The 12,425-nt window shown below is 37.2% G+C and carries 15 protein-coding genes; 6 read left to right on the forward strand and 9 right to left on the reverse strand.

Annotated elements, in window-relative coordinates:
• The first annotated feature begins 278 nt into the window (after positions 1–278).
• From CIL03_RS16460 to CIL03_RS16470, 3 genes are all read left to right on the forward strand, one after another.
• Positions 279–848 carry a DUF2087 domain-containing protein gene (locus CIL03_RS16460; protein ID WP_094886983.1) on the forward strand — a complete coding sequence of 190 codons (570 nt, stop codon included), beginning with the start codon at positions 279–281 and terminating at the stop codon, positions 846–848.
• 83 nt (positions 849–931) lie between these two features.
• Entirely contained in the window at positions 932–2,167 is a 1,236-nt protein-coding gene (locus CIL03_RS16465; protein WP_094886984.1) for an MFS transporter, read from the forward strand.
• A 94-nt stretch (positions 2,168–2,261) separates the two neighbouring features.
• Positions 2,262–3,395: a conserved virulence factor C family protein gene (locus CIL03_RS16470; RefSeq protein WP_094886985.1), complete on the forward strand. Its 1,134-nt coding sequence runs from the start codon at positions 2,262–2,264 to the stop codon at positions 3,393–3,395.
• 51 nt (positions 3,396–3,446) lie between these two features.
• On the opposite strand, the gene CIL03_RS16475 is transcribed toward CIL03_RS16470, so the two are convergent.
• A complete protein-coding gene (locus CIL03_RS16475) occupies positions 3,447–3,674 on the reverse strand; it encodes a group-specific protein (protein WP_094886986.1) in 228 nt (75 codons plus the stop codon).
• Between the two features lie 176 nt (positions 3,675–3,850).
• Between CIL03_RS16475 and CIL03_RS16480 the strand changes: the two genes are divergently transcribed.
• Positions 3,851–4,432 (forward strand): Uma2 family endonuclease, encoded by a 582-nt coding sequence (locus CIL03_RS16480; RefSeq protein ID WP_094886987.1) that lies wholly within the window; start codon positions 3,851–3,853, stop codon positions 4,430–4,432.
• A gap of 90 nt (positions 4,433–4,522) precedes the next feature.
• Here CIL03_RS16480 and CIL03_RS16485 read toward each other — a convergent pair whose 3' ends face one another.
• The 3 genes from CIL03_RS16485 to CIL03_RS16495 are packed head-to-tail and all read right to left on the reverse strand — an operon-like array spanning position 4,523 to position 5,489.
• Positions 4,523–4,780 (reverse strand): hypothetical protein, encoded by a 258-nt coding sequence (locus CIL03_RS16485; RefSeq protein ID WP_094886988.1) that lies wholly within the window; start codon positions 4,778–4,780, stop codon positions 4,523–4,525.
• 2 nt (positions 4,781–4,782) lie between these two features.
• Positions 4,783–5,115 carry an ArsR/SmtB family transcription factor gene (locus CIL03_RS16490; protein ID WP_094886989.1) on the reverse strand — a complete coding sequence of 111 codons (333 nt, stop codon included), beginning with the start codon at positions 5,113–5,115 and terminating at the stop codon, positions 4,783–4,785.
• Positions 5,112–5,489, reverse strand: a complete 378-nt coding sequence (locus CIL03_RS16495; RefSeq protein ID WP_094886990.1) for a cytochrome-c oxidase — start codon at positions 5,487–5,489, stop codon at positions 5,112–5,114. Before CIL03_RS16495 ends, CIL03_RS16490 begins: the two co-directional genes overlap by 4 nt.
• Before the next feature lie 305 nt (positions 5,490–5,794).
• On the opposite strand from CIL03_RS16495, the gene CIL03_RS16500 reads away from it, so the two are divergent.
• Positions 5,795–6,382: a hypothetical protein gene (locus CIL03_RS16500; RefSeq protein ID WP_240508115.1), complete on the forward strand. Its 588-nt coding sequence runs from the start codon at positions 5,795–5,797 to the stop codon at positions 6,380–6,382.
• 52 nt (positions 6,383–6,434) lie between these two features.
• Here CIL03_RS16500 and CIL03_RS16505 read toward each other — a convergent pair whose 3' ends face one another.
• From CIL03_RS16505 to CIL03_RS16525, 5 genes are all read right to left on the reverse strand, one after another.
• The gene (locus tag CIL03_RS16505) at positions 6,435–7,127 is read right to left on the reverse strand and encodes an isoprenyl transferase (protein WP_094886991.1); all 693 of its coding nucleotides are present in this window, start codon (positions 7,125–7,127) and stop codon (positions 6,435–6,437) included.
• Positions 7,128–7,151: 24 nt separating this feature from the next.
• Positions 7,152–8,615 carry a DUF4153 domain-containing protein gene (locus CIL03_RS16510; protein WP_094886992.1) on the reverse strand — a complete coding sequence of 488 codons (1,464 nt, stop codon included), beginning with the start codon at positions 8,613–8,615 and terminating at the stop codon, positions 7,152–7,154.
• Between the two features lie 113 nt (positions 8,616–8,728).
• Positions 8,729–9,361: an HAAS signaling domain-containing protein gene (locus CIL03_RS16515; protein ID WP_094886993.1), complete on the reverse strand. Its 633-nt coding sequence runs from the start codon at positions 9,359–9,361 to the stop codon at positions 8,729–8,731.
• A complete protein-coding gene (locus CIL03_RS16520) occupies positions 9,358–9,690 on the reverse strand; it encodes a PadR family transcriptional regulator (protein WP_094886994.1) in 333 nt (110 codons plus the stop codon). Before CIL03_RS16520 ends, CIL03_RS16515 begins: the two co-directional genes overlap by 4 nt.
• Positions 9,691–9,768: 78 nt before the next feature.
• On the reverse strand, positions 9,769–10,365 hold the full coding sequence (locus tag CIL03_RS16525; RefSeq protein ID WP_094886995.1) for a tunicamycin resistance protein: 597 nt from the start codon (positions 10,363–10,365) through the stop codon (positions 9,769–9,771).
• A 400-nt stretch (positions 10,366–10,765) separates the two neighbouring features.
• Here CIL03_RS16525 and CIL03_RS16530 point away from each other — a divergent pair, with 400 nt between their 5' ends.
• The gene (locus CIL03_RS16530; protein WP_094886996.1) at positions 10,766–12,337 is read left to right on the forward strand and encodes a Vga family ABC-F type ribosomal protection protein; all 1,572 of its coding nucleotides are present in this window, start codon (positions 10,766–10,768) and stop codon (positions 12,335–12,337) included.
• Positions 12,338–12,425: the final 88 nt, after the last annotated feature.

Genomic DNA, 12,425 nt, shown 5'->3' on the forward strand with positions numbered 1-12,425 from the left:
GTAAAGGACAGACTAATCCCGTTTACCCTGCAACACATGCAGAGTCATTGAACATATTCAATTACTTGTTCAATCCTTGGATTCGAAGTCTGATATATAACACAAGGAAAACCTCCATTTCCGATTAAGATAATTTAACTATAACACAGTACTACCTGTTCGACAAAATTTTTTTTATGACTTAACTATTCCGGGAAATAGCATTCGTATAATTAGCTATTGTGATACTTATCTAATTAGATTATAATCTAATTAGATATTTTTCAGGAGGTTAATTTATGCAGCTGGATCGGATTGTTAATTTTCATAAAACAATTGGGGATAAAACAAGAATCAAAATTATCGCTTTATTAAAAGATGGGCCATTGCACGGACAGGCATTGGCGGGAAAGTTAGGGTTAACAGCCCCTACAATCTCTTACCACATTACAAAACTGAGGGAAATTGATGTCATCTATCAGCGCAGGGATAAGAATACCATTTATTTTCACTTGAATGAGAAGAAGCTTGAATCTATGGCTAAAGCAATCTTGCAGATCGGGGGTGAGAAGGTGGAGTCATTGATAGTTTCGAATGAGGAGAAGTACAAAATCATTACTAATTTCTTTGATGAGAATGGAAAGCTGAAAAATATTCCGGCACAGCGGAAGAAAAAGCTTATTATTCTTGAACACCTCGTTAAGGGGTTAAAGATCGGTCATACCTATCAGGAAAAGGAAATAAATGAACACATTCAACAGTTTCATGAGGATTATGCAACGATTCGCCGTGAGTTTATTATGTGCCATTTTATGAACAGACAGAACGGTGAGTATGAGTTGAATCCCAAAGAAATGTGGCTGATTTAGTAATTGTTCCTTGGTTGATAATTTTAACCAAGGTTTTCTTTTCACATAACTAATTAGATAATCATGAAATTAGGTGAATGAACATGAATAACTGGAAAGCATGGAAACAAGAAAGGAACTATCAAAAACTGTTCTGGGCAGGTACTGTCAGTGGAATTGGAAACAGATTTACACAAGTAGCTACGCTAACATTACTCTACCAAATCACCGGTTCAGGCTTCGCAATTGGAATACTCTTTGCTATTCGCATGGCACCTTTTTTATTGCTGGCACCAATTGGGGGAATGCTGGCAGACCGATTTTCAAAAAGGAAAGTATTAATTGCTGTTGATATGATGCGAATTCCATTTGCGCTCTCTCCTCTCTTCGTTCAAGGTCCAGAGCATTTATGGATCGTATTTATAAGCGCATTTTGTCTAGCTGCAGGAGAGGCATTGTACGCTCCGGCCAGGATGTCATCGATACCTGCTATTGTGAAGCAGGACCGACTGCTGTATGTTAATGCGATTGAGCAAATTATGGTTGGCGGCGTTCTGGTTTTAGGTTCAAGTTCCGGTGGGGTAATTTCATATCTGTTTGGATTACATGTATCTTTTATTTTAGATGGGATTAGCTTTCTGATATCAGCATTGCTCTTGTTGAAAATTCGGATGCCAGAAATGGCCTCCAGCAAATTGAATGGAAAACATCATAAGTCTGGTCAGCTTAAAACATCTTCATGGAAGCTGATTTTCGGATCCTCTGCATTAATTATATTTCTTATCATTGAGCTGACCATGCCACTGGCTAACGGTATTGATAATGTACTAATGAGTGTATATGCGCTGGATGTTTTTCAAAAAGGAGATTTAGGAGTCGGCTTTATTTATGCTTTTCTTGGAATGGGGTTTGTACTTAGCTCTTTCTTTTCCAATCTGCTAAAGCGAAAGTTGATTACACTTATTGTTATTTTCATAACTCTAGAAGGTGTGGGGCATTTGATTTTAAGTATTGTGCCAGCCTTCTCCTATGCTCTACTTACAGTCTTATTCATCACATTTGTTGGGGGAATCAGCAACATTTGCTTAAGCACACTTATTATGAAAATTGTACCAAAATCAAAGCATGGCACTTTTTTTGGCTTGACGGCAATGATATCCAATACTGCACTGGGTATCTCAATGGGAGCAGCAGGATTTCTGCTAGAAGTGTTTGATCCAAGGACATTAAGCTTCGTCGTTGGAATAACCTATATTATTTTTACAATACTCTATTGCTTCTTATTTATACAGGTGAATTTGATTAAAGAAAAAAGGGATTTAGTAAGGAAAACTGGATAGCCAGCCAAGTTTTCATTAGCACGCTGCGATGGATAATTCTTAGTTTCTTTGTTACCATCATCTGTATAGAGTAACGTCGAAGGGGGAATTTGAAATGAAGATTGTATCTATCGAACCGACACCAAGCCCATATTCAATGAAAATCAATGTTGATGAGCAATTGGCTGATGAAAAAACTGAAAATTATAAGCTTAATGATAACCTGGATAATGCTCCTGAATATATTAAAGAACTGTTTAAGATTAGTGGAGTGAAAGGCCTTTATCGTGTAATAGATTTTATAGCACTTGAACGTAATGCAAGGGTTCCCTGGGAAGAAATCCTTCCTGAAGTAAGGAACGTTTTGGGTTCCTCTGAAGAGGGTGCGGAAGAATCTACAGAAAAAACCGCTGAGCCAGAAGAAGCTTTTGGGGAAATTAAGGTACTCATTCAAATGTTCCGTAATATTCCGACACAGGTTAAATTACAGGATGGCGATAATGAAGAGCGCTTTGGACTTCCAGAACGATTTATGAATGCCGCAATGGAGGCATCAAGTGCAACCGATAATTATTTAATGGAGAGAAAATGGGTAGAACAAAGTCCTCGTTATGGAGAAGCAGAAGAAATTGGCCAGGATGTTGTTGATGAGCTATCAGCAACCTATGATTCTGAGCGTCTAGCTGACCTGGTAAAGCTTGCTTTTTCAAATGAACCTGCAGAGGAAAAACGAACTGGAAAAAAAGTTACACTTGAGATGCTTGATCAGCCTAACTGGAAAGATCGTTATGCCGCTTTAGATAGAATGGACCCAACTGAAGCGGACTACCCGGTTTTGGATAAAGCATTGGATGATGAAAAGGCGTCTGTCCGCAGGCTTGCTACTGCCTATTTAGGAATGATTGAAGAACCGGAAACTTTGCCATATCTATATAAAGCTTTGAAGGACAAAGCAGTTAACGTCAGGCGTACAGCTGGTGACTGTTTATCAGACCTTGGATTTAAGGAAGCTATTCCTGAAATGATCAGCACGTTGTCAGATAAAAACCGGCTTGTGCGCTGGCGTGGAGCGATGTTTTTACACGAAGTTGGAGACGAGACAGCGATACCTGCATTGCAACAGGCACTGGATGACCCCGAATTTGAAGTTCGGATGCAAGTAAAAATGGCTCTGGCACGAATTGAAGGCGGCAAAAAAGCAGAAGGATCGATTTGGCATCAGATGACACAGGCTGCTAAACAAAAGTAGTACAATTTTGAGACTCCCATCATTTTAAAATGGGAGTCTTTTTCATTGCTTTTAACCAATTAGCGCAACAAACTTTTTATTTCTGTCTTCCTGCTCCGATTCTTCAGCAAGATCATATTTTTTCAGTAGATGGAAAACCTCATTTAATTTTTCCTGAGAATGATTCTTCTCCAGAAAGTGATGTATTTTTTGGCTTAATTCCCCCGGCAGAAATTCTTCCTGACTCCTGAGCTTCGTTACAACATCTTCATGTGAATGGTCGATGTTACATGTTCCCACTTAAATCACCTTCCTTTTTCTTTTATCATTCTATTCTAACATGATTGGATCTCCCTTTGGATAAGTCTCTATGTGTTTTCGTAATATTCTTTCATAAGTCCCACAATTATACTTGCGAACCCATGTAATACTCGCTAAAATCTTAATAAAGAGCACTCTCAGAAAGGAGGATAGTAATGACCCAGCTGGATAAAAATAAAAACTACACACTGGAAGAATTTTTTGATCTCGTGAAGGAGGAAGAAAGAGCAGAGCTGTATGAAGGTGTTCCTGTTTTCATGTCACCAGCATCCTTTGAGCATGAAGGTGTAATTGCTAATATAATTGGGGAGTTCAGTAGTGGACTCAAAGGGAACTCATGTCAAGTATTTGGAAGCAACATTCAAGTTATCTTTCCATTTAAAGATGAGAAGAAAGGAAAAGACGATGTAACGGTTTTGCCGGATATTTCTATTGTCTGCGATAAAAGCAAACTCCGCAATAAACGCTGTTATGGGGCTCCAAATCTGGTTGTTGAAGTACTATCCCCTAGTACAGCCCGAAATGACCGCCTGCTTAAACGCCATTATTATGAAAAAGCTGGTGTAGAAGAATATTTGATTATTGACTATCTAAATCGAAATATCGAAAAATATGTATTACATGGAGATTCCTATCAACTTGAAGACGTCTACTCCAGCGAAAATCAAACTTTCACTTCTACTGTCTTCCCTAATGTTATTTTTTCCATTGATGATATCTTTTCCTTCTTAGACTAAAATTTCAAAAAGAGATAAAGTCCCATTAACTGAACTTTATCTCTTATCCATTTCCTGCAGGCCAATACCCGGCAAATAATCTGAATCCTGCTATTCTACTTCTTTCAAAATCTTCTCAATTGATGCCAGACGCTGCTTTACCTCTCCCATTTCTTCTGCCAGTTTCTCCTGTTGCTGTCCTGATTTCTCTTGTACCTGAATAGCATCTGAAGCCATTTTCTGATAAGCTTCTTCATTTTCACTTTTTATTTTTGCTTTAGCAAGGGGAACCACAAACATAACGGCAATCCCTGCAATTAAAATAACAAACACCATTCCTGCCAAACCAAAAATTGTATCTGCATCCATAATTATTTACCTTCTTTCTTTTTAATTGTTAATGTTTTTACAGCTTCCATGATCAGATCCTGATTTATATGAAAATCAAAATCCACCATTTCATAGTATTTCATTGCCTTACCGTCAGCTGAGACTTCCATTTCATTATTTACAATCCCAGCCTTTTCCATTTTCTGCAGATGCATATATAGTAAGGGGCGACTCATCTCTGCTTCTCTGGCTAGCTGGCTGACATATTTCCTGTCACCAGCCAATATAGAAATTATTTTCAAGCGGTGCGGGTTTGCTAATGCTTCAAAAAGCGCAAGGAGCTTATCCCCTGTTAAGTTCGACTGATTATTCATGCTGCACTTCGTTTCACGTTTTTCATCACATTAATGACAAAAAGTACGACACCTATAAAAACAAGAATCCCGCCAACCGCACTTAATGGAACAGCAATTTCAAATTTTGCCAGGCCAAACAATATCATTGAAAATGTCAATAACGGTATACCAACCATGTGCAGCCAAAAATGTGCAGCTGCTAATTTATTCTCACCAGCTAAAGGAAATACATGATAAATCAATCCCGTTAAAGCCAATGATGCCCACCCCAGCAGGTTAATGTGTGCATGGGCAGATGTAAACTGGAACAGGTCCGCCATTCCCATATATATCCCTAGAGTGGCCCCTATTAAAAAATAAACAACAGAGACCTTAATAAATTTCACTCCCATTTTTCTTCACTCCTTCCATTGACAAATAAAAATTTATCATGTGTAATAAATATATTACATGTGTATATTTTTGTCAACGCATTGAAGAAGAAACATTGAAATACGCCTCCAGCCCTATTTCTAAATATTTCTCTGGGTGCTTATTTAATTTTCCAGACTTCTTTATTATTAAATTAGGTAACCGAGCTAGATAACTATTAAATGTAAACTTAAGGTTTTCTTTAGAATCACTTAATGGTATCTTATATTTTCGATTATATATTGGGGTTAAGGGAAATTTTGATAAACAATAGGGGAGATTTATTATGTCTGAAAAAAAGGTTTATGTACTTTTAACAGATACAGGTACACTATTTACAAAAACAATAAAACTATATACGAGGAAGCCATATAACCATGCATCGATAGCTTTTGATGAAAATTTAACGGAAGTTTACAGCTTTGGGAGAAAGAGTCCAGGAAATCCGTTTATCGGTGGATTTGTTAAAGAGGATATTAAAAAAGGTTTATTTAAAAATGCAACATGTGCAGTTTACAGTTTAACTGTAAGTGACGATGATCTTAAACGAATGCAGCAATTCATTAGAAAACTAGATGCTCAAAAGGAGAACTACCGTTATAATCTGATTGGGTTATTTGCAGTTATGTTTAATAAACAGCTAACAAGAGAAAATGCCTTCTTTTGCTCCCAATTTGTTGCCACCGTTTTGAATCATGGGGAAAGTGTTCATTTTGAAAAGCCACTGTCACTAATAACGCCTCAGGATTTACAAACTGCAACTAATTTCAAATTAGAGTATAAGGGGAAACTTAGAGATTATAAAAGAGAAACTGCTAAAGTCAATAACTTTGCACCTTCTCCAATTCCTATGCTATCCGCAGAAATACAATGAAAAAGCAGCTTGTATCCCAAGCTGCTTTTTTTATCTAAAAAATATCTTTAAACTATAACCGCAATGAAGTCCGCCCCGAAAACTCCTTAACAGCTTCAATCAGGTGCTCCTTATCAAAATCGGGGAAATATACATCGGTAAAGTAAAGTTCTGACATGCAGGATTGCCATAACAGAAAATTACTCACCCTTTTCTCCCCACCAGTACGGATTACCAATTCAGGATCCGGCAGGTCTTTCGTATATAAAAAATGCTGAAACATTTCCTCATCCATAGTATCAGGATCAATATGGTTGCGCCTGACCTGAATAATCATTTTACGGACAGCCTGCAGAATATCATCCCTGCCGCCATAGTTGAATGCAAAATTAACAGTAATTCCGGTATTTCCTTGCGTTTTTTCAACTGCTTTTGATAGTGCATTTCTTGTAGGTTCCGGAAGAGCTGCAACATTCCCTGAAACAAGTATTCTTATATTCCGCTTCATAAATTCTGGAAGCTTTTGCTTGAAAAACTTCACTGGCAAATGCATCAGGTAATTCACTTCATCCTTAGGTCTTTTCCAATTCTCTGAGGAAAACGCATAGAGTGTTAAATAGTTGATACCTATATCGCTGCTTGCATCAATAATTTTCTCCATTGCTTTCGCTCCCGCATAATGCCCTTGACTTCTGGTGAGACCTTTCTTTTTCCCCCACCGTCCATTGCCATCCATCATGATTGCAACATGTTCCGGAATATTCATCAGCTTTCATCCTTTCTGTATTTATCAAAATTCAAGATTCTTAAGTCTTTCTTTTACCTTTTGTTCCGTAAAATTAAAAGCTTGCCAGGATTTCTTAGTCTGGTTCTCTAATCTTTGTTGTTTGTTATCCAGCATCCTTTTTAATTCTGGATAATTCGGGTCTGCTTCATACAGCTCAATCAATCCATTTAAACCTGTGTAAGAAAGAGAACTGATGTAATAAATATCTATTTTTCCTGACTGCTCATACCTTTCCAGATTCTTATCAACAACCATTTGTTCCATATTAACTGCATTAATCGCTGTATAAAATAATAGGCCCGCAATCATATAAAAATGCAGTAATGATAAGCGCTCCATCCATACCCTGATGAATGTATATGCAAATATCACAATAAGAAAAATCATAAATGCATGTGCCAATAAACGATCCAAGGTATATCCGTAAGCAGCTTCATACATACTTAATCGCTGAAATGCTGATGCAAGCATAACACCACTCACCAGTACTAAGAGAGAATACATTATTTTCAAAATCCAATGTAGTGCTTTGGATGATTCCCTTACAAATTTTAAACATGCCGTTAAAATAGTCCAGTTAATTAATGTTACAACAATCAGCTCAAAGAAACCCCTTCTTGCATATTCAGCAAATGTATAACCTTCCTGAAGTCCTGCATCAAAGAAATATTGGAACTGAATAGCTGCAAATAATACGTAAACTGCATTCAGCATGATTAAAATTGTGATGGCAGATATACTATTCCAGCTAACAACTGTCCTTTTTACAGGTCTGAAACTCTCCTCAGGCTCTGACTTCACATGCAGAACCTGGAAAATACCGAAGAATAAAAGTGTAAGAAAGATTACCACTGCAACCCGCCAAAAGCTCTCTAGAAAATTTAGGTTTATAATGAACTGCGGCAAACGTAAAATCACATCCTGAAAAACTGCATCTGACGACATAAGCAGTCCTGTAATTATAAACAGTAATGGTGCACCAATTACCACTCCCTTCAGGACCCTCTTCACCGTTTGAAGCATTTCTTCATCCATATTTTTAAAGAACTTCCTAAAACCTTTATTGAAAAATGCTGCACAATAATTTTTTCCCTCTTGCAGTTTCATCGCCATTATTTTTATAAATCGTGGTGTTGCCCAATTTATGTGATTTGGACTGGTTATCAGCACAATATGGAAATAAATCAGAACTGGAATGATCATTAAATTCAAATGATAAAATAAAACATTGTCATAGAACACATAGCTACCTGCCAATATCCATATTGCCATCATTAGCAATAAACCAATTCTACGATGCTGAAAAGCAAGCCGATAACGAAGAAACAGGACAATATAAAAAACTGCAATAAAAACAATATAAGACAATCCTATTTCGCCATGGAAAAAGCTTACTTCTCCCAATACCCCTAAACCAAAACAAACCAGCAAAAACATCCAATCACTTTTACTTATATTAATTTCCACTTTTTTATCCCTCCTATATATCTGAATTCTTTATACATAGAAATTCTATGTATATAGATAAAAAAACAACTTAAACAGGGGCTGTTTTCATTAACTTCACTTTCAGGCCCCCATTAAACAGAGGCTTTTCTGCCCCATTTAAACCCTAGCCAGCTTACGGGATATAAAAATCCTGTTCCAATAATACAGATTATAATAAAAGGAACACTTAGAAGTGGCTGAAACCAGTCAAAAGGGATTAGCTTAAAGATCGTTAAGTACATCAATATCAGATTCGGAATAATGGATAATAGAAAAGTCTTCCTTAACAGTCTGTACCCGCCATCTCCAAATTCCTTCCCAATTTCATACCCTAAAAGGCCCCAGAATAAGATATACACCACTATGATTATGGAAGTAGCCTCAGTTAAACCTTCCCATAATAATTCCACCCATGCCCATTGGAACATATTATAACTGACTGTAAGTACAATTCCTCCGAGAAACAGACAAATGTTGATTATTACAAATAACCATTGTGTTTTTCTTGGAGTAATGGACTTTTCCTGCTTCCACATTTGAGCAATCTCTATAGGTGATCCTAGTCTGCTGACCAATTCAGTATATATATTTTCCTCGTCCACAGATGCTTCGTTTAAAAGCTCATAAACATGCAGCTCATAATCCGCCATAATATTTACCTTATCAGGGTGCTTACCGATTTCCTTATCCAATTCCCTGAGAAATCGTTGTTCCCCAACCGTCATGATTCATTTCTCCCGATTAGATTGTTCATCACCTGAACATATCGATGCCATTCACTCGTTCGTTCCTCAAGAATACTCTTTCCCTGATCTGTTATACGATAATATTTTCGTGCTGGCCCCTTTTCTTGGTTTTGCCAGTAAAATTCGATATATTCCTGTTTTTCAAGTTTATGAAGTGCTGGGTACAGTGTCCCTTCCTTCATTTGAAAGTGGTGGTCACTCCGCTGATCCATTTCCTTAACCAGCTCATATCCATACATGTCACGCTCATTTAATAACTGCAGTACAAGCAGTGAAGTGCTCCCTTTTACAAGCTCCCGATTAAACATTTTTTCACCTACCTAGAATTATTAGGTATCTATACTATATAAAAATTATGATGTCTTGTAAAGATGATTGTTATACTTTCATTTAAAAATGTTAATTTCCTTAAATGTTACTCGAAGACGATCCACTGACTTTCTAAGTTTCGATCGATTGTCAGGCAGCAATTTAATCAAAGCTAATTCTGCGATAGTCTCAACTACCTCATCTATTGACATATTGTCTGTCTGGATATGTTCCATAAACATCGGGTCTGCCAAGCTTTTCATGCGTTCATCCATTTGCTGATACGCCCATGAATTCATGCCTTCGAACCTTCTTCTTAAACGTTGATCAATCGTTTGTTTGAAAGCTGAAAGGGTAAAATGGTTTACTTCAATCCCATTCTTTGTCAATTTACTAATGATTTCATAAAAGTAATCTTTATTTGTCAGTGTCATTGGTACAATAATAATTCCATCATATTCCTCAGAAATCTGCTTTAGCAATTTATAATTCGCCTCACGCCATAATGGATAATCCTGAAAGTCACCCTTTGAAATACTCTGCGGCACATTTTTCATTAATACATAGCCAAATCTCTCAGGATCATAGACAAATGAATGTTTTATTCTTCTATGTAACTCGTATGCCACTGTCGTCTTGCCTGCCCCAAAGGTTCCGTTAATCCATAGGATCATAAATTCACCTCTAAATATTACCTACTTCAATTTACTAATGACATTTTACCATACTATAATCAAGGTATAATTCCAGTTTTCATTTCTGCATTATGGACATTTAAAACACTTTCCTTTATACTTGCACTAACTAAAAACGGAAGGGTGAACCAAGAGAACATGAAATACTAATCCTATTTTTTCAGAAATTCAAGTGAAGGCATGTCAAACAGCAGATTTAATCTGCCTTTTCGTCATGCATTTAACTGGATTTTTCAGAATAGGCTTTAGTTTTTTGTGTCTTGGTTAAAGGGAGCAATCTCTTTTCCTAACCTGCATTAACTATGTCTCCTATTCTGAAAAATGAACAGGAGGCTTTTTTTGTCTCCAAAAATTCAAATGAAACAGGGGGATGAAATTAATGATTCTATTGGAAGCCAGCCATTTAAAAGTATATGTGAAGGACCGCCTTTTAATCGATGTGGAAAAGCTGCAAATCCAGGAGAAAGACCGGATCGGATTAGTTGGGGTAAATGGCAGCGGGAAGACAACATTATTAGAAATACTTGCTGGGAAGAAACAGCCAGGTGATGGAACAATAAAATCAGATGCCACACTTGAACTGCTTCCACAGCTAAAAAATACAAACACAACCAAAAGCGGGGGTGAGGTTACACAAACCTACATCAACCGTTCCCTCGCCACGAAAGCTGATATATTATTTGCAGATGAGCCAACAACGAATCTCGATACAGCACACATTGAAAAGCTTGAAAAACAGCTTTTACGGCGACAAGGTGCTATAGTCATCGTCTCCCATGACCGTGCATTTCTTGATTCGCAATGCAAAACTATCTGGGAGCTTCATGAAGGCAAGTTAAGGGAATACAAAGGCAACTATTCTGATTATGTGTCGCAAAAGGAACTTGAAATCAAGCAGCAGGAAAATGCTTATGATCAATATATAAAGAAGAAAAAACAACTGGAAAGCGCATTGGAATTAAAGGAGCAGAAAGCACAGCGGGCAACAAAAAAGCCAAAAAATGTAAGCTCCTCAGAAGCTAAGATAACCGGAGCGAAGCCCTATTTTGCAAACAAACAAAAGAAGCTCCGAAAAGCTGGCAAGGCGATCGAAACACGCATAGAAAAACTTGAAGAAGTAGAGAAGGTAAAGGAAACTGCTCCGATTAAAATGAACTTGCCAAACGAAGAGGCATTTAAAAGCAGAATTGTTTTAAGAGCAGAAGACATTATAGGAATGGCAGGAGATCGCATCCTATGGAACAAAGCAAGTTTTCATATAAAAGGTGGCGATAAACTTGCTATTTTGGGGAATAACGGCAGCGGCAAAACTACCCTTCTGAAAAAAATAGTTAACTGTGACACCGGTATTTCCATCTCTCCAGCAATGAAGATAGGATATTTCAGCCAAAATCTCGATGTATTAAACAAGGAACAATCTATTCTGGAAAATGTCAGTTCAACATCCAGTCAGAGTGAAACCTTAATTCGAATAGTTCTGGCGAGACTCCATTTTCTTAGGGATGATGTTTATAAAAAAGTTGATGTACTCAGTGGCGGTGAACGTGTTAAGGTCGCCTTTGCAAAGTTATTTGTCAGTGATATGAACACACTTATTTTGGATGAACCAACGAATTTCCTGGATATTGAAGCAGTCGAAGCATTGGAGAAGCTTCTTGCTGATTATGAAGGTACGATATTGCTTGTTTCCCATGACCGCAGATTTATCCAAGCTATTGCTGATCGGATTTTGGAAATCAAAGATAAGCAGCTCACCTTGTTTGATGGAACCTATGAAGCGTTTAAACAATATATTCCAAAACAGGAAACCGATTCAACAGAACAGGAATTGCTTGTAGTTGAAACAAGAATCTCTGAAGTTTTAAGCAAGCTGAGCATCGAACCATCGGAAACACTGGAAGCGGAATTTCAAAGCCTGCTAAAAAGAAAAAAAGAGATTGAAGAATTATAAACTGACCTTCTGCTCATTGTTAATCCATGTCATAATAATGGAGATTTTGGTAGAATCTAATAAGACCTCATTTTTAGATAAAAACTCC

The sequence above is a fragment of the Virgibacillus indicus genome (genome assembly GCF_002266285.1).
Classification (GTDB): Bacteria; Bacillota; Bacilli; order Bacillales; family Amphibacillaceae; genus Virgibacillus_K; species Virgibacillus_K indicus.

What these genes read in the sequence shown, in the direction of transcription:
- CIL03_RS16490 (WP_094886989.1), bottom strand. Translation starts at nt 5,115, where the DNA reads ATGAATAATCAGTCGAACTTAACAGGGGATAAGCTCCTTGCGCTTTTT.
- CIL03_RS16485 (WP_094886988.1), bottom strand. Translation starts at nt 4,780, where the DNA reads ATGGATGCAGATACAATTTTTGGTTTGGCAGGAATGGTGTTTGTTATT.
- CIL03_RS16530 (WP_094886996.1), top strand. Translation starts at nt 10,766, where the DNA reads ATGATTCTATTGGAAGCCAGCCATTTAAAAGTATATGTGAAGGACCGC.
- CIL03_RS16460 (WP_094886983.1), top strand. Translation starts at nt 279, where the DNA reads ATGCAGCTGGATCGGATTGTTAATTTTCATAAAACAATTGGGGATAAA.
- CIL03_RS16480 (WP_094886987.1), top strand. Translation starts at nt 3,851, where the DNA reads ATGACCCAGCTGGATAAAAATAAAAACTACACACTGGAAGAATTTTTT.
- CIL03_RS16465 (WP_094886984.1), top strand. Translation starts at nt 932, where the DNA reads ATGAATAACTGGAAAGCATGGAAACAAGAAAGGAACTATCAAAAACTG.
- CIL03_RS16470 (WP_094886985.1), top strand. Translation starts at nt 2,262, where the DNA reads ATGAAGATTGTATCTATCGAACCGACACCAAGCCCATATTCAATGAAA.
- CIL03_RS16500 (WP_240508115.1), top strand. Translation starts at nt 5,795, where the DNA reads ATGTCTGAAAAAAAGGTTTATGTACTTTTAACAGATACAGGTACACTA.
- CIL03_RS16505 (WP_094886991.1), bottom strand. Translation starts at nt 7,127, where the DNA reads ATGAATATTCCGGAACATGTTGCAATCATGATGGATGGCAATGGACGG.
- CIL03_RS16495 (WP_094886990.1), bottom strand. Translation starts at nt 5,489, where the DNA reads ATGGGAGTGAAATTTATTAAGGTCTCTGTTGTTTATTTTTTAATAGGG.
- CIL03_RS16515 (WP_094886993.1), bottom strand. Translation starts at nt 9,361, where the DNA reads ATGACGGTTGGGGAACAACGATTTCTCAGGGAATTGGATAAGGAAATC.
- CIL03_RS16520 (WP_094886994.1), bottom strand. Translation starts at nt 9,690, where the DNA reads ATGTTTAATCGGGAGCTTGTAAAAGGGAGCACTTCACTGCTTGTACTG.
- CIL03_RS16525 (WP_094886995.1), bottom strand. Translation starts at nt 10,365, where the DNA reads ATGATCCTATGGATTAACGGAACCTTTGGGGCAGGCAAGACGACAGTG.